Source organism: Aurantimonas manganoxydans SI85-9A1 (genome assembly GCF_000153465.1).
Classification (GTDB): Bacteria; Pseudomonadota; Alphaproteobacteria; order Rhizobiales; family Rhizobiaceae; genus Aurantimonas; species Aurantimonas manganoxydans.
This window is the reverse complement of sequence record NZ_CH672387.1, coordinates 600,073-615,498: the sequence shown is the minus strand read 5'-3', so window position 1 is coordinate 615,498 and position 15,426 is coordinate 600,073. Positions and strand designations below refer to the sequence as shown.

At 65.4% G+C, this 15,426-nt stretch carries 14 protein-coding genes; 7 read left to right on the top strand and 7 right to left on the bottom strand.

Features of this window, described 5'->3' with window-relative positions; genetic code table 11:
• Positions 1-20 precede the first annotated feature (20 nt).
• From SI859A1_RS03020 to SI859A1_RS03000, 5 genes are read right to left on the bottom strand one after another with little or no spacing between them, the layout of a single operon-like run.
• On the bottom strand, positions 21-815 hold the full coding sequence (locus tag SI859A1_RS03020) for an ABC transporter permease (RefSeq protein WP_050767416.1): 795 nt from the start codon (positions 813-815) through the stop codon (positions 21-23).
• Positions 794-1,552, bottom strand: a complete 759-nt coding sequence (locus SI859A1_RS03015) for an ABC transporter permease (protein WP_009208392.1) — start codon at positions 1,550-1,552, stop codon at positions 794-796. The genes SI859A1_RS03020 and SI859A1_RS03015 overlap by 22 nt, the downstream gene beginning before the upstream one ends.
• Positions 1,549-2,412, bottom strand: coding sequence for an ABC transporter ATP-binding protein (locus tag SI859A1_RS03010; protein WP_009208391.1), 864 nt, complete (start codon positions 2,410-2,412; stop codon positions 1,549-1,551). The genes SI859A1_RS03015 and SI859A1_RS03010 overlap by 4 nt, the downstream gene beginning before the upstream one ends.
• Positions 2,409-4,220, bottom strand: a complete 1,812-nt coding sequence (locus tag SI859A1_RS03005) for a thiamine pyrophosphate-binding protein (RefSeq protein ID WP_009208390.1) — start codon at positions 4,218-4,220, stop codon at positions 2,409-2,411. Before SI859A1_RS03005 ends, SI859A1_RS03010 begins: the two co-directional genes overlap by 4 nt.
• 35 nt (positions 4,221-4,255) lie before the next feature.
• On the bottom strand, positions 4,256-4,999 hold the full coding sequence (locus SI859A1_RS03000) for a class II aldolase/adducin family protein (protein ID WP_040325116.1): 744 nt from the start codon (positions 4,997-4,999) through the stop codon (positions 4,256-4,258).
• Between the two features lie 157 nt (positions 5,000-5,156).
• On the opposite strand from SI859A1_RS03000, the gene SI859A1_RS02995 reads away from it, so the two are divergent.
• The gene (locus SI859A1_RS02995; RefSeq protein WP_009208388.1) at positions 5,157-6,107 is read left to right on the top strand and encodes a LysR family transcriptional regulator; all 951 of its coding nucleotides are present in this window, start codon (positions 5,157-5,159) and stop codon (positions 6,105-6,107) included.
• A 627-nt stretch (positions 6,108-6,734) separates the two neighbouring features.
• Here the strand turns inward: SI859A1_RS02995 and SI859A1_RS02990 are convergent.
• Entirely contained in the window at positions 6,735-7,727 is a 993-nt protein-coding gene (locus tag SI859A1_RS02990; RefSeq protein ID WP_040325115.1) for a LysR family transcriptional regulator, read from the bottom strand.
• Between the two features lie 144 nt (positions 7,728-7,871).
• Between SI859A1_RS02990 and SI859A1_RS02985 the strand changes: the two genes are divergently transcribed.
• The 5 genes from SI859A1_RS02985 to SI859A1_RS02965 are packed head-to-tail and all read left to right on the top strand — an operon-like array spanning position 7,872 to position 12,732.
• Positions 7,872-8,906: a tripartite tricarboxylate transporter substrate binding protein gene (locus SI859A1_RS02985; protein ID WP_009208386.1), complete on the top strand. Its 1,035-nt coding sequence runs from the start codon at positions 7,872-7,874 to the stop codon at positions 8,904-8,906.
• Positions 8,907-8,921: 15 nt separating this feature from the next.
• Positions 8,922-10,397, top strand: coding sequence for a tripartite tricarboxylate transporter permease (locus tag SI859A1_RS02980; RefSeq protein WP_009208385.1), 1,476 nt, complete (start codon positions 8,922-8,924; stop codon positions 10,395-10,397).
• Positions 10,394-10,816, top strand: coding sequence for a tripartite tricarboxylate transporter TctB family protein (locus SI859A1_RS02975; protein ID WP_060567657.1), 423 nt, complete (start codon positions 10,394-10,396; stop codon positions 10,814-10,816). The genes SI859A1_RS02980 and SI859A1_RS02975 overlap by 4 nt, the downstream gene beginning before the upstream one ends.
• A 57-nt stretch (positions 10,817-10,873) precedes the next feature.
• Positions 10,874-11,935, top strand: coding sequence for a substrate-binding domain-containing protein (locus SI859A1_RS02970; protein WP_009208384.1), 1,062 nt, complete (start codon positions 10,874-10,876; stop codon positions 11,933-11,935).
• A gap of 56 nt (positions 11,936-11,991) precedes the next feature.
• Positions 11,992-12,732, top strand: coding sequence for a class II aldolase/adducin family protein (locus SI859A1_RS02965; RefSeq protein WP_009208383.1), 741 nt, complete (start codon positions 11,992-11,994; stop codon positions 12,730-12,732).
• Positions 12,733-12,770: 38 nt separating this feature from the next.
• On the opposite strand, the gene SI859A1_RS02960 is transcribed toward SI859A1_RS02965, so the two are convergent.
• Positions 12,771-13,229 carry a MarR family winged helix-turn-helix transcriptional regulator gene (locus SI859A1_RS02960; protein ID WP_009208382.1) on the bottom strand — a complete coding sequence of 153 codons (459 nt, stop codon included), beginning with the start codon at positions 13,227-13,229 and terminating at the stop codon, positions 12,771-12,773.
• A gap of 110 nt (positions 13,230-13,339) precedes the next feature.
• On the opposite strand from SI859A1_RS02960, the gene SI859A1_RS02955 reads away from it, so the two are divergent.
• On the top strand, positions 13,340-15,304 hold the full coding sequence (locus tag SI859A1_RS02955; RefSeq protein WP_009208381.1) for an FAD-dependent monooxygenase: 1,965 nt from the start codon (positions 13,340-13,342) through the stop codon (positions 15,302-15,304).
• Positions 15,305-15,426: the final 122 nt, after the last annotated feature.

Sequence of the window (15,426 nt, the reverse complement as noted above, 5' to 3'; positions counted from 1 at the left end):
CTCCCCCGCCCGCGGGATGGCTATTTGCCGGCCCTGCCGCCGCCCGGCCGGGTCAGCCGGCTGATGCCGGCATTGGCCAGAATCGACAGGGCGAAGACGGCGATCAGAAGCGCGTACATCGCCGGCATATCGAAGCGCTGGTAGTTCTGGATCACCAGGAAGCCGAGGCCCTGGTTGGAGAGCTTGGTCTCAGCAAGAAGCACACCGATGAGGGCGATGCCGAAGCCCAGCCGGAACCCGTTCACCACCGGTTCGCGCATGGCCGGCAGGTAGATCTTCGTCACCATCTGAGCCTGGCTAGCCCGAAAACTCTGGCCGACGCGGATGAGGATCGACGGGATTGCCCGCATACCGACGGCGACACTGAGCGCAACCGGAAAGAAGCAGGACATGGCGCCCATCGCCATTTTGGAGCCCGGGCCGACGCCGAACCACATGATCATGATCGGGAAGAAGATGATCTTCGGCGTCGGGCCGAGGTAATAAAGATACGGCTCGAAGGCGCGGCCGAGGAAGCGGCTGCCGCCGAGCGCGATGCCGACGAAGAGCCCCGCCCCGCCGCCGACGAGAAGCGCTACCGCGGTCTCGTAAAGGCTTGCCCAGAGATTGACGTAGAACTCTGCGCTCCCGAGGAGACGGGCGAGCGCCCTCACGATCGCCTGCAGCGGCGGGACCACGTCCTGATAGAGCAGTTCGGAAAGGGCGAGAGCTTGCCACAGGATAAGGATCGCCGCGATGATCGCGATCCGTACGAGGGTGACCGCATCGGGGCGCCAGCTTGGCGCCGGCCGGGTCAGGACGCCGGTCGTAGCCATTTTTCCACCCTTTCGACCAAGAGGAAGAAGAGCACGCTGACCAGCACCACGAAGCAGATCGCCGCATAGGTGCCGGGCATGTCGTAGCGCTCGGACAATTCGTTGATCAGCGGACCGAGGCCGCCGAAATTGATCAGGAACTCGACGCCGACAACATTGATCATCGCGAAGATCAGGCCGAGCCGGAGCCCCGCAAAGATCGTCGGGACGGCGGCCGGGAAGAGGATCGTGCGAAACTGCTGCCAGCGAGTCAGGTTGAAGCTCGCCCCGACCCGGATCAGCACCGGCCGCACGCCGGATAGCCCCTCCAGTGTCTTCAGGATTACCGGCGGCAGGCCGGCGACGGTGCCGATGGCGATGATCGTCCAGGAGCTGCGGCCGAAAATCACCAGGAACAGCGGATAGACCAGGACTACAGGGGCGGCGGCGAAGGCCGCGACCCAGTTCTCGGTCGCCCGCCGCAACAGGTTGACGCTGAACAACAGGATGCCGGCGGGGATGCCGATGCCGGCAACCAGAAGGCCGGCGGCGAACGCTTCCCCTGCGGTCAGGACGAAGCGCGGCACGACGCCCTCCTCTGTCACCACCCGCTCCAGGGCGACAACGACGGCGGACGGCAGCGGCACGATGTAGCCGTTGATGACGCCGGCGCGGATCAAGATTTCGACGACGACGAGAAACATGATGAAGGCGCCAAGGCCGAGCGTGGCCGGGCCGAAGCGGTCGATGGCTCTCATCGCCGCCGCCTCTGCACCGTCATCTCCTCGTCCTGCATGCCCTTGCTCGCCTCCTCGCGCAGATCGTTCCAGATCTCTGCGACGTAGTGGCCGAAGGCGTCGCTGCCGACGATCTCCGAGCTGCGCGGGCGCGGCAGCTTGATCTCGACGAAGCGCTTGGTGCGCCCCGGTCGGTAGGTCATGATCAGGATGCGGTCGGATAGCTGCACCGCTTCGGTGATGTTGTGGGTGATCAGCACCACCGTCTGGTTCAGCTCCTGCTGGATCTGCAGGACCTTGTCACCGAGAAGGAGCCGGGTCTGCTCATCGAGGGCGGCGAAGGGCTCGTCCATCAAAAGCAGCTTCGGCTCGAAGGCCAGCGTCCTCGCCATGGAGACACGCTGGCGCATGCCACCGGAGAGTTCCGTCGGATAGCTCTTCTCGAAGCCCCGCAGCCCGACCATGGCGATGAAGTGGTGCGCCCGTTCCAGCCGCTCGGCCTTACCGACGCCCTGGACCTCCAGTGAAAAAGCGACGTTCTCCTCGACGGTGCGCCAGGGAAACGTTGATTCCTCCTGGAACACCATGCCGATCGAGGGATGCGGCCCGCGCACCTCCTCGCCGGCAACGGTGATCTGCCCCTCGCTCGGCGAAAGCAGCCCGCCGATCAGGTTGAAGAGGGTCGACTTTCCGCAGCCGGACGGGCCGATGACCGACACGAACTCGCCCTCTCGGACATCGAGCGACATGTGGTCGACGGCGATCAGCGGGCCGTCCGGGGTCTCGAAGCGCTTGACGACGTCGTCGACGGTGAGGATCGAAGGCGCGGCATCCTTGGAAGATGCAGCATCGATCTTGAAGCTTGCCGGGATACTGTTCATTTCTCGCCACCTCCGCTTTCGCGCGTCAGGGCACCGGCCATCGCCGGCGTATAACCGGGCTGCACCCGGACATCGACGACCGCCACGCTGCCGGCTTCAACCGCGGCAATGGCCTCGGCGAAGGCCTGATCCATGGCCGCGCGGCTGGTGACCGGGCCGAAGCCCAAAGCACCCTGCGCCCGCGCCATGGCGGCAAGGTCGATCTCCGGATCGCTCATCTGCATGCCGATCCACTTGTTCTCGACTGGCCGCTCACGCATCCGGGCGACGCGCTCCTGATGCACCTCGTCGTTGAAGAAGGATCGGTTGTTGGCGACGACGATAAGCAGCGGGATCCGATAGTGGACGGCCGTCCAGAGCGCGGTGGCGCCCATCAGGAAGTCGCCGTCGCCGCAGATCGAGACCGGCAGCCGGCCCGAGCTGCGCAGCGCCAGCGCCGCCCCGACCGAAATACCGGGGCCACCGCCCAGGCCGCCGCCGCCATCCGAGCCGAGGAAGTCGAGCGGGTGGCGGAACGGCCAGAAATCGCCGTCCCAAGAGAGCGGCAGATGCAGGAGCGACACCGGTCGCTCGCCGACCGCCTGCCGCAGCTGCTTGGCAAGGTCCGGCACGGTAAGCGGCGCAGCCGGATCGTCGCCGACCACGATGACCGGCGGGGCAACCGGCTCGTAGTCGCCGGCCGGCTGCAGTTCCATGCTTCGGCAGAGGGCCGCGACCAAAGCATCGGGATCGGCGGGCACGAACCGGTCGACCGGGCTCAGGCCCTGGTGATCCATGCTCCAGCCATTGTGAACGTGATGGTCCACCGAGACTTGCGCGATGAAGGCTCCGGGCCGCTTTGCCGCCGGCAGGACGCCGTGCAATGCAACCCAGTCGAGGCTGAGGACGAAATCCGCCTCGTCGATCGCCGCCTGCGCCGCCGGGATAGGAAAGACCCCTGGGCCGGCGAGGGACAGCGGATGGTCGGTGGGAAAGCCGGCGCCGATCTTCAGATCCGTCAGCACCCGCGCGCCGGTGGCCTCGGCGAGCGCGATCCTTTGCGCCCAACCTTCCTGCGACCGCGACACCCGCCCGACCAGGATCACCGGCCGCCGGGCCGCCCTGAGGCCCGTGGCGATCTCGCGGACAACCGCCTCGCCAGGCTCGTAGGATACCGCCGGCATAAGCCGGCCGATCTCGACCGGCGGCAGCGGCGCTTCTAGCGGCTCTTCCTGCATGCCGGCATCGAGATTGACGTAGGTCGGCCCCTGCGGCAGCGTCTCGGCGATCCATTTCGCCCGCACCAGCGCCTCGCGGGCAGCGCCCGGCGAAGCCGGCTGGTCATCCCACTTGACGTAGTCCCGGACGATGGCGCCCTGGTCCTTGGCGGTGTGGATCCAGTCGATCCAAGGCCGGCGCTTGACCGCGTCGACCGGGCCGGTGGCGCCGATGACCAGCATCGGCATGCGGTCGCACCAGGCGTTGAAGATTGCCATAGTGGCGTGGAAAAGTCCGACATTCGAATGCACCGCCACGGCCATCGTCTTGCCGGTCACCTTGGCCCACCCTTGCGCGATCGCAACGGCATGCTCCTCGTGCAGACAGAGCAGCATCTGCGGCTGTTCGTTGCCGAGGTGGTTGACGAGGCTGTCGTGGAGGCCGCGGAAGCTCGCACCCGGATTGAGCGCGATGTAGGGGATGTCCAAGGCGCGCAGCGTCTCCGCCACAACGTCGCTGCCGAACATCGCATTGCCGCGATGCTCCACCGGCCGTTCGATCAGCCGGGACACGTCCTGGCCGCCGGGGAGACCCAAGTCTTGCATCGTCATCGATTTCCTCCATGCCGCTCGAGGCGGCGCATCAGTCAGCCGGCGACGGCCCTGAGCGAAGCCGTGGCGCGGTAGTCCTCCCCCGCGCGCCGGCTCCAGTAGTCCCACGCGCGATCGAGCACCGGTGCGCGCAGATTGAATTCACCTGCGAGTTCGATCTCCCGGTCCGTCAGCGGGTCGATATCGCCGATCTGCAGGGATGCGATCTGTAATTCGGCATTGCGGCAGAGCTGGATCGTGCGGAACACCGCCTCCTTCAGCGTCCGCCCGGCGACGACGCCGCCGTGATTGGCGAGCAGCACCGCAAAGTCGGCGCCCATTGCCCGCCCCAGCGACAGGCCCTCCTCCGGGCTCGCCACCAAGAGATTGGTAGCGCCGAAATCGGTACGGCTCGACCAGCGGTGGATCGGGCCGACGGTCGCGCCGAGATGCGAGACTGGAACGATCTCGCGGCCGGTGATGCAGAAGGGCATGATGGCGGGCGCATGGAAATGGCACACGGCCCCGATATCGGCCCGCAACTGGTAAAGCGCGCCGTGGATCACCCGCTCGGAATAGCTTGCCGGCGAGGCCGGGTCGACCGGGTTGGAGTCCAGCGTGAAGCGCAGGATGTCGGCCTCCTCGACGACCTCCGGGCTGCGGGCGCGGGCAATGAGATATTGCTCGGGGTTTTCGGGATCGCGAATGCTGACATGGCCGAACGCGTCCAACACATCCTCGCGTGCCAGGATGTGGTTCGCCAGAACAAGATCTCGCACAGCATTCGGCGTCTGCCCCATGCCACTCTCCTCCCATGCCGGGGCTGTCGCCCTTCTCGTACCGGCAGAAGAGAGCAGAACCGCGCGGCTGTCCAAGACATGTTTCTTGTGCGGTCATACCGAAATGGTTTGACTGGCGAAGCATTCCGGTGGAGCTTCCGCCCGGGAGGAGCGGTCGGTGCGCATCAGGCAGCTGGAATTCTTCGTCGCGGTTTGCGAGACCGGCAGCATTACCCAGGCGGCGGCCCGGCTCAACGTCGCGCAGCCGGCACTCGGGCTCCAGCTCAAGTCACTCGAGGACCAGCTCGGCGTCGTTCTCCTGGAGCGCACGCGGCGCGGAGCGGTCCCTACCGAAGCCGGCGTGATCTTTCTGGAGGAAGCCCGGCACATCATCAGGCGCCTCAGCGAAGTCCGGCGGCGCCTGCGCGAATTTGCCGGGCGCCAGCCGCGCACGATCACGCTCGGCCTGACGCCGAGCCTGACGACCGTTCTGACCGGCCGTCTCCTCGAGATCGTGCCCGAGCGACTGTCGAACGTGCGGCTGCAGATCTTCGAGGAGTTCAGTCATACGCTGCTCGACCGGCTCGGCCGCGGCCACCTCGACCTCGCCCTCGCCTATTCGGTGCCGGACGGGTTGAAGCTGCGGCGCAAGCCGCTGCTGCAGGAGGTGCTCTTCTTCGTCTGCGCTCCTGGCTCGCCCTTCGACCATCCGCAGCCTTTGCCCTTCGCCGACCTGACCGAACCGAATTTCGTGATGCCGAGCGAGCGGGACTTCGTGCGCCAGCTCGTCGAGGAGACAATGGCGGCGAACCGGATGACGCTTAAGGTCCCTTATCAGGTCGAGTCCATGCAGGCGATGAAGGAGCTGATCGCGCGCGGCATGGCCTGCGGCATCCTGCCGTTCGGCACGATTGCGCGCGAATTGGAGGCCGGCATTCTGACCGTCCGGCCTATTGTCTCGCCCGCCATCACTCGGACACTGTCGATGGTCTGGAGCAAGGACGTCGCGCCGGCGCCGCAGGAACGGCAGTTAGCGACGATCATCGAAGAACTTCTCGCCGTAATGTGTCAAGAGCACCCTGCCTTTACGGCGCCCGGCTCGGCACTCATCGTCAGCGAGCCGAAATGAACACCGATCCGGACCCTGCTCGATCGCAATGTTCGCCCACCAGTTCTTCTGGCTGCCGGCATTGGATGACGCAGCGGCATCAGCTATTGGCACCATACAGACGGGCCGGTCGGCAGATGCCCATTTCAGAAATTGCCATCAAGGGCTTAGGATCGAAGCACCTTCTTTTCGCGAGTGGCCTGGAGATGTGCTCTGGACTCTTGTCACTGGTTCCATTTGTTGAACCTCGAAGGCAATCCAGGGTCGATCGTCGCATGTAGTGCCCATATTCGGCCGGTACGGGGCACTTCCAGGCATACGACTATAAAGACGCGCTTATCTGGCCGGACGTTGAAACTAGAGGCTATCACCGCGCTGGCGCGTCGGGCCCCTTGTCTGGATATCCATTATTGTCCGGTCTGCACGGGGGTACTTTGCTGGCATAGGTCGCGGCTCGAAATCGACAGCTGCCGCCGCATGGCTGTCAAATATTCGGCTCGCAATGTCGCAATCCGTAGCAGATCTAACCGGCGACCACTCAGCCAGACTTGATACCTTCAAGGATTTGCCGCCGGCGGGCGTTGCGTCCATGACCTTGGCTTTAACTAGGAGGGGGGGATCGGCGGGATCGATCGACGGGTCGACGATCTAAACGGCGAACCATCCTCGCCCGAGCGGCGTCGAGCGACGCTGCAAGGCGGCGATCGAGGCCTGCCGGTCGGAGATTGGGGCCCATTCGTCACTGCGCCGCATCTCGCCGTCCAGCATGTCGAGGAGCATCGCCTTGAGGGCGAGTTCCGCCTTCGACAGCGACCGCCGCTCGGTGTGGATGAAGAACAGGTCTCGCTTGACGTCCGGATCGACGATGCGCTTCGCGATTAGCTTGCCCGCCTCGATCTCCTGGCGCGCCGCGCCGTAGGGCATAACGGTGGCGGCCATGTGTTGCGAGACTAAATCGCGCACTGTCGAGACCGCATGTACCTCGTAGACGATGTTCAGGGATACGTTCGCCTCGATGCTCTTCTCCTCGATCAGTGCACGGATGCTGTGCGGCGAGGCGGGAACGACCAGAGGATGGGTTGCGACCTCCGCAAAGGTGATCGTGCCACCGCTCGCCTTGCCCTGCTCGGCGCTCTCGACGAAATAGAGACTTTCCTGCAGCACCGGCTCCCAGCGCAGGCCCGGCGCACTCGCGACGTTGAAGGCCAGCGCGATCTGAAGCCTCTCCTCGGCGACCCATTCCATGAGCACAGAAGACATCTCCTCCACGATGCACACCTGCACGCCGGGGAGCTCCTGGGCCGCGCGGCGAATTAACGGGCCGGCGAGCATGCCGCTCATCATGGTCGTCAGTCCGAGATTGAGCCGACCGCGCGGCAGGGCGGAAAAGTCTCGCAGAGCGGCGGCGGCCTCCTCGGCCTGCTTGATGATCCTGCGCGCATGATCAAGAAGCAGCGTTCCCGCCTCGGTCGGTTCCACCCCACGGGAATGGCGCCGCAGCAGTCGGACACCGTGCTCGTCCTCAAGCTTCCTGATCTGCTGGCCGAGCGCCGGCTGCGCCACGCCCAGATGCTCGGCAGCGCGCGTGAAGCTGCGGGCGTCGAGAATCGCCACGAAATAATGGAGTTGCTTCAGGTTCACGCCGCCTCCCAACGCCGTGTTTACACGCCCGTCCTCGGGTCGGTCGATATAAGTAAATGCTCTAGCTGCCAGCGGCGCAAGGATTTTGTTCTCCGGCAGGCTGGGCTGTAGCGTCCGGGCAAACATGCAAACGGGAGGAAAAGCATGAAGATCACCAAGGCTCTGCTCGCAGGAGCGCTGCTCCTCGGCTCGAGCTTCGCCGCCTCGGCCGAGGGCGGTGCGGCTGCCGATTTCTACAAGAACGAGACGGTGCGTCTCATCGTCGGAACGGGCCCCGGAGGCGGATTCGACCAGTATGCCAGGCTGCTGGCGCCGGAACTCGGCAAGGTTACAGGCGCCACCGTCGTGGTCGAGAACCGCCCCGGCGGCGGCGGCATCACGGCGATCAACCAGGTCGCCGGCGCCGATCCGGACGGACTCAGCGTGATGCTGATCAACGGCGTGCCGGCCGCGCTCGGACAGATCACCGAGGCGCCGGCCGTTCGCTTCGAGTTGCAGAACCTGCCCTTCGTCGGCCGCGTCGCGGCCGAGCCCTGGGTACTGCTGGTCAGCAAGAACTCCGGCTATACGAGCCTGAAGGACCTCGTCGAGGCCAGCAAGGCCGGCAAGACCTTGAGCTTCTCCGGCCTTGGACGCGTCGATGGTCCGACCGACACCGCCGCAGTCGTCTGCGAGGCCCTGGAGCTTAGTTGCAACCTCGTCGTCGGCTTCAAGGGCTCGAGCGAAGCGTCGCTCGCGGCCATCCGCGGCGACGTCACCGGCATCGCGATCACCGACAGGAGTGCCCGCGACTATTCCCAGGATGGCTCGCTCATCCCAGTCGCGGTGATCGGCCACAACCGCTCGCAGCTCCTGCCGGACGTGCCGACGATCTTTGAGGCGGTCGACGTTCCGCAGGAAGGAGCTTTCTGGATCGACTTCCGCGCCGGCATCGTCGACATCGGCCGGGCCCTCATTACCACGCCTGGCACCCCCGATGAGCGCATCAGCTATCTGCGCGAGGCGTTCGAGACGATTTTGGCCGATCCGGCTTTCGTGAAATCGGCCGAGGATCGCGGACTGCCGATCGACTACGCCTCCGGTGAAGACGTGCAGGACACCGTTGGCAAGATCTTCGGCAACCTCCCGGAAGACCAGCTCTCGGCGGTCCGCGACGTGCTCCTGTCCAAGTACTTCTGACCGGAGCGCACGGCTATGTGGGATGCATTGATCAGTGCGGGCAGCCAGACCCTGCAGCCCGCCGTCGTCTGGGCGGTGGCAACGGCCTTGCCCGTCGGCCTGCTGTTCGGACTTCTGCCGGGCCTCAGCGGATTGACAGCAATGGCCGTGCTCATTCCCTTCGTCTACGGAATGGACGGCTTTGCCGGTCTCGCCTTCCTGCTGACCGCGCATGCCGTGGTCTCCACCGGCGGCTCCGTCACCGCGATCCTGCTCGGAATTCCCGGATCGCCGGCGAATGCCGCAACGCTCATCGACGGAGTGCCGCTGCGCAATGCTGGCTTCGGCGGCACCGCCGTCGGAGCTGCCCTGACCGCATCGGCGGTGGGCGGGGTGTTCGGCGCCCTCGTGCTTCTCGTGCTCCTGCCGGTGCTGCGGCCCGTCGTTCTCGCCTTCGGCCCGGCCGAAACCTTCCTTCTGTCGCTGATGGGCCTGACCTTCCTCGCCGCGGTCGGCGCCGGTTCGCCGGCCAGAGGCCTCGTCGCCGGCGCCTTCGGCATCTTCATCAGCTTCGTCGGCTACGAGCCGGTCAGCGGCGTGCCGCGCTACTGGTTCGACTACGACTATCTGCTCGACGGCATCCGCCTCATTCCGCTGGCGCTTGGCCTGTTCGCCATTCCCGAACTCGTGGCGTTGGCCTCCGGCCGCTCGCTGGAGCAGTCCAAGGGCGAACTGCCCGGCCGCCAGCTCCTCAACGGCTTCAAGGCCGTCTTCGGTCGGATGGGGCTCGTCTTTCGCAGCTCGGCCGTCGGCTCGATCATAGGCATCATCCCCGGCGTCGGCGGCGAAACCGCGCCCTTCGTCGCCTATGCGACCGCCCGCCAGTCCGACAAGAATCCCGAGCGCTACGGCACCGGCATCATCGAGGGCGTGATCGCGCCTGAAGCAAGCAACAACGCCAAGGAAGGCGGCGCGCTGGTTCCGACGCTCGTCTTCGGCGTTCCGGGGAGTTCAGGCATGGCGCTGCTTTTGGGCGCCTTCCTCGTCCTCGGCCTGCAGCCCGGTCCGAACTTTCTGCGTGACCATCTCGACATCGGTCTCGGTCTCGTCCTGGTGCTCGCCATCGTCAACGTCCTGGCCGCCGGGCTGATGTTCGCGCTGATGCCGCTCCTCGCACGGGTGGTCAGCGTTCCCCCGCGGCTGCTCGTACCCTTCCTTCTGACCCTCGCACTGCTCGGTGCCTATTCCACCGAGAACAACATGCAGGACGTGGTCTTCACCTTCGTCTTCGGCGCCGTTGGCATCGCCTGCGTCCGCTACGGCTTCAACCGGGCGGCGTTGCTGCTCGGTTTCGTTCTCAGCCCTGCAGTCGAGCGTTATCTCGAGATCTCGCTCAACATCTACGGCCCCGGCTTCCTGCTGCGGCCAATCTGCATCGGGCTGATCGTGCTGATGGTGCTGGCGCTGCTGGCGCCTAAGATCGGGCCGCGCCTGCGCAAGAGGCTCACATGATCCGCAGTGACCGCCTTTTGATCGCGGGGACGATCCTCGGCGTCTGCGCCCTCGTCATCTGGGGCATGACCATCGGCGACTATCCGGCGAGCGCCAACGTCTTTCCGGCGATCGCCGCCGGCGGCGTCCTGCTGTTCGGGCTCATGGCCATGCGCGGCGAGCCGCCGAACGACGACCACGCCGCGATCACTTGGTCGGCGATCCTTTGGCTTCTGGCTGCCCTGCCGCTGATTTACCTCCTCGGGTTCCGGATCGGGCTGCCGGCTTATGGCTTCGTCTACGCCATCGCCCGCCGGACCGGCCCGTTTGTCGCACTTGTTGTTGCGATCGGGATCGCGGCGGTGATCGAGATCCTGTTCGTCCGGGTTCTCAGCCTGAGCTTTCACTGGGGCTGGCTTATCGCCCCCCTCCTCCGCTAGGGCCCGATGCGCTTGCTCGTCATCCAGCCCTCCCCATTCATCCGAAAGAAGCCTGCCATGACCATCGATGCATCCGCCGGGGCCGCCGGATCCCTTGCCCGCCAACCGGAGTTCATCCGATGCGGCGGCACCGCCCGGCTTCAGCTGACCCTGGCAATGGCCGACTACGACCACGTGCACGATCTCGCCAATGGCGAAATCCAGCCCGAAGGCATCACGCTGACGCCGCTGCTCCTGCCCGTCGAGGAGATCTTCTACCGCTTCCTGAAGCATCAGGAATTCGATGTCTCCGAAGTGTCCTTCGCCAAGTTCCTGGCGCTGACCGCGCAGGGCAATGCGCCGATGGTCGGCATCCCGGTGTTCCCTTCGCGGGTGTTCCGCCATTCGGCGATCTATCTGCGCTCGGATTCGAAGATTTGCTCTCCGGAAGAGCTGAACGGCAAGCGCATAGGTATTCCGGAGTGGGCACAGACCGCCGGCATCTACGTCCGCGGCATGCTGCAGGAAAGCTACGGCCTCGACCTCGCCTCGGTCGACTGGGTGCAGGCCGGGGTGAACCAGGCCGGGCGAGAGGAGAAGGTCCGCCTGAACCTGCCGAACGGCATCCGCTATTCCAGTCGCCCGGACAGCTGCCTCAACGATATGCTGCTTTCCGGCGAGATCGACGCGATTGCGACGGCGCGCCCGCCGAGAGCCTTCGCCGAGGGCAACGAGAGGATCCGCCGGCTGTTCGCCGATCCCCAGGCCGAAGAGCGCCGCTACTGGGAAGATACCGGCATCTTCCCGATCATGCATACCATTTCGGTCCGCCGCCACGTGTTCGAACGCCATCCCTGGATCGGCACCAGCCTAGTCAAGGCGTTCGAGGACGCCAAGCGTCGTGGGATCGAGCGCACCCTCGATGTCGCCGTGTCGCGCATCCCGCTGCCCTGGATCGCGAGCTTCGCCAGCGAGGTCCAGCGGAGCTTCGGCGAGGATTTCTGGCCCTACGGTATAGATGCCAACCGGCCAACTCTGGAAGCCTTCTGCCGCTTCGGCCATGCTCAAGGCATCACCGACCGGCGTATGGAACCAGAGGAGCTTTTCCCGCCGGAAGTTCGCTCCAGCGTCAAGGTCTGACCAGCCACGGCGCGCGCAGCCGAAACTGATGAAGTATCGTCTCAGAAAGAGTAAGAATGTCTGCTGAAGCAATCCGAGAGAAGAACGTCATCGAGGCCACGCTGACTACGCTGGTGATGGCCAATCGCATCCTCGCCCGCGAGACCATCATCGATAATTTCGGCCATGTCAGCGTGCGCCATCCGCTGAACCCCGATCGCTATTTCCTGTCGCGTTCGCGCAGCCCGGAGATCGTCACGCGCGACGACATCATGGAATTCACCCTGGAGGGCGAGCAGATCGGCGACGACCCGCGCAAGCCCTACGCCGAGCGACACATTCACGGCGCCATCTATAAGGACCGGCCGGACGTTCACGCCGTCACGCACCACCATGCGCGCTCCGTGCTGCCTTTCACCATGTGCGACGCCTCGCTCCGCCCGATGTTCCACATGGCTTCGGTGATCGGCGCCGAGATCCCCGTCTGGGACAGCCAGGACGAGTTCGGCGACACCAACATGCTGGTCGATTCGATGGCGATGGGGCACTCGCTGTCGCGTGCGCTCGGCGCAAACCGGGTGGCGCTTCTCCGCGGCCACGGCGCGATCTGTGCCGCCACGGACCTGAAGTCGGTCGTCATGATTTCGATCGGCCTGCGCGACAATGCCGAACTGATCCAGGCGACGCGCCTTCTCGGGGCTGTCACCTATCTCACGGATGGCGAGATCGACAAGGCGAGTGCGATGCTTCTCAGCCCGATGCCGGTTGCCCGTGCATGGGACTACTGGACCGCCCGTGCCGGCTTCGGCGGGATCTGATCCGGGCAGAAAAGCGCAGGCATGATCGGCCAGGCCGGTCAGCCCTCCTCTGCGGATGCGACGCTCGAGACCTTCGACGCGAGCGCAATGAACTGCCGGTACTCCTCGTCGTCGAGCCCCGGAAGAATCTCCTTCTGGAGAGCCATGACCACCGGGAGCAGCCGGGCGAGCACCGCCTTCCCCTCGCTGGTCAGAGCGAGCACACGGGCCCGCTTGTCCTGCGGGCTGACGCGGCGGTCGACGAGACCCTTCTGCTCCAACCGCACCAGGACGGAGCCGAGGGTTGCCCGGTCCTTGGCGACGAGCTTCGCAAGCCCCTTCTGGTCGATGTCCGGATTGTGGGCGAGCGCGTCGAGTGCGGCGAACTGAACCGGGGTGATGTCGTATCCCGCCGCCTCGACGCGGCTGTGGAACACCATCGTCGACACCTGATGCAGCCTGCGGATCAGATGACCCGGCATCGTCAGGCTCGTCGTTCCCGTCCTCTCCTTCGGCATCAGCCATTACCTCGTTCATGTCCCTCGACGGGATAGTATGTACACATATCAACTTGATATAGCCACATCCGGCGGGTATAGTATGTAGACATATTAATCTGGGAGAATCCATGCAGTACCATCTTCACGGCTTTCGCGCCGGCGATCCGGAAACTTTCGCCCCTGAGCCGGGCCGGCCGGCCGCATCGCAGCTTCCCGACTGCCTCGACGTCCTCATCGTCGGCTGCGGCCCGGCCGGACTGACGCTCGCCGCGCAACTCGCCGCCTTTCCCGAAATCTCGACGCGGATCGTCGAGCGCAAGCCCGGGCCGATCGAGAAGGGCCAGGCGGACGGCATCTCGTGCCGCTCGATGGAGATGTTCAACGCCTTCGGCTTCGCCGATACGGTCAAGCGCCAGGGCTACTGGGTCAACGAGACGACGTTCTGGAAAGCCGATCCCGAGCGCCCGGAGCACATCGTACGCACGGGCCGGGTGCAGGACGTCGAGGACGGGCTTTCCGAGATGCCCCACATGATCCTCAACCAGGCCCGTGTCCACGACATGTATCTGTCGGTGATGGCCAGGTCGCAGTCGCGGCTGGTGCCGGACTACGGCCTCGAAGTCGTCGACGTGACGACCGATCCGCAGGGGAGCGACTATCCCGTCACGGTCACGCTGAATCGGGTCGCCGAGACGGCGGAGGTTGGTGTCGCGGATGCCGCCGAAACCATCATCCTGCGTGCGAAATACGTCGTCGGCTGCGACGGGGCCCGCAGCGGCGTGCGCCGCGCCATCGGCCTCGAGCTGAAGGGCGACTTCGCCAATCAGGCCTGGGGCGTGATGGACATCCTGGCGGTGACGAACTTTCCCGACATCCGCTGCAAGACGTTGATCCAGGCTTCGGGGGGTGGCAACATCATCATCATTCCCCGCGAAGGTGGCTATCTCCTGCGCTTTTACGTCGAGCTGGGCGCGCTCGGCGCCGGTCAGCGCCTTGCCCGGGACGAGGTCACCGTCGACCGGCTCATCGAGGCCGTGCAGCGGACGTTCCGGCCCTATGACTTCGCGGTGAAGGAAGTCGCCTGGTGGTCGGTCTACGAGATCGGCCAGCGACTGACGGACCGGTTCGACGACGTGGCCGATGGCAGCGCACGGCTTCCGCGGATATTCATCGCGGGCGATGCCTGCCATACCCATAGCCCCAAGGCCGGCCAGGGGATGAACGTCTCCATGGGCGACGCCTTCAATCTCGGCTGGAAGCTCGTCTCAGTGCTGACCGGCCGCTCGGCGCCGGAGCTGCTCTCGACCTATTCTGAGGAGCGCCAGGCGGTGGCGCGCGATCTCATCGACTTCGACCGGGAATGGTCCCGGATCATGAGCGAGCGGGCGAGCGCGGACGCAGCCGACACGGGCGAGACGCCTAAGTTCCAGCGCTATTTCGTCGAGCACGGCCGCTACACCGCTGGCATGTCCGTCGCCTACAAGCCATCGGTACTGACGGGAGAGGCCACGTGGCAGTCCCTGGCTCCGGGCTTTCCCATCGGCGAGCGACTTCATTCCGCCCCGGTGATCCGCCTCGCGGATGCCAAGCCCATGGAACTCGGCGAGACCATCCAGGCCGACGCCCGCTGGCGGCTCTATGCTTTCGCTCCCGCGGCGGACCCGGCAGCCGAAGGATCGGCGACCCGGTCCTTGTGCGACTATCTGGCGTCGGATCCCGCCTCGCCGATCCTAAGCCATACACCGGCGGGTTCCGACGTCGATGCGACGATCGATGTCCGGGTGGTCTTCCAACAGGCGGCGAAGGATCTCGCTCTGGAGACGCTGCCGCCGATCCTGCTGCCGAACAAGGGGCTCCTGGGCCTGGTCGACTACGAGAAGAACTTCCGCCGAGACGACGCTCCGGGCCGGGACATCTTTCAGCTGAGAGGCATCGACCGGCAGAACGGCTGCCTTGTGATCGTACGCCCCGACCAGTATGTCGCGCACGTTCTGCCGTTCAACGCCCATGAAGAGCTCGCCCGCTTCTTTGCCGGCGTCCTGCTGCCCGCCACGGCTGCCCGAATACCCGGGTCCGAAACGGCCGCCGCCTGATCGGGGGCTTGCGACTCCTTCCGGGCCCGTCCCGTCCCCTCAGACGAAGACGCGGGTGCGGGTCGGCTTGTGGGAGCGCCCGGCACCGTCGATGCCGGAAGGTCCGGCGCAAAAAGGCCCGG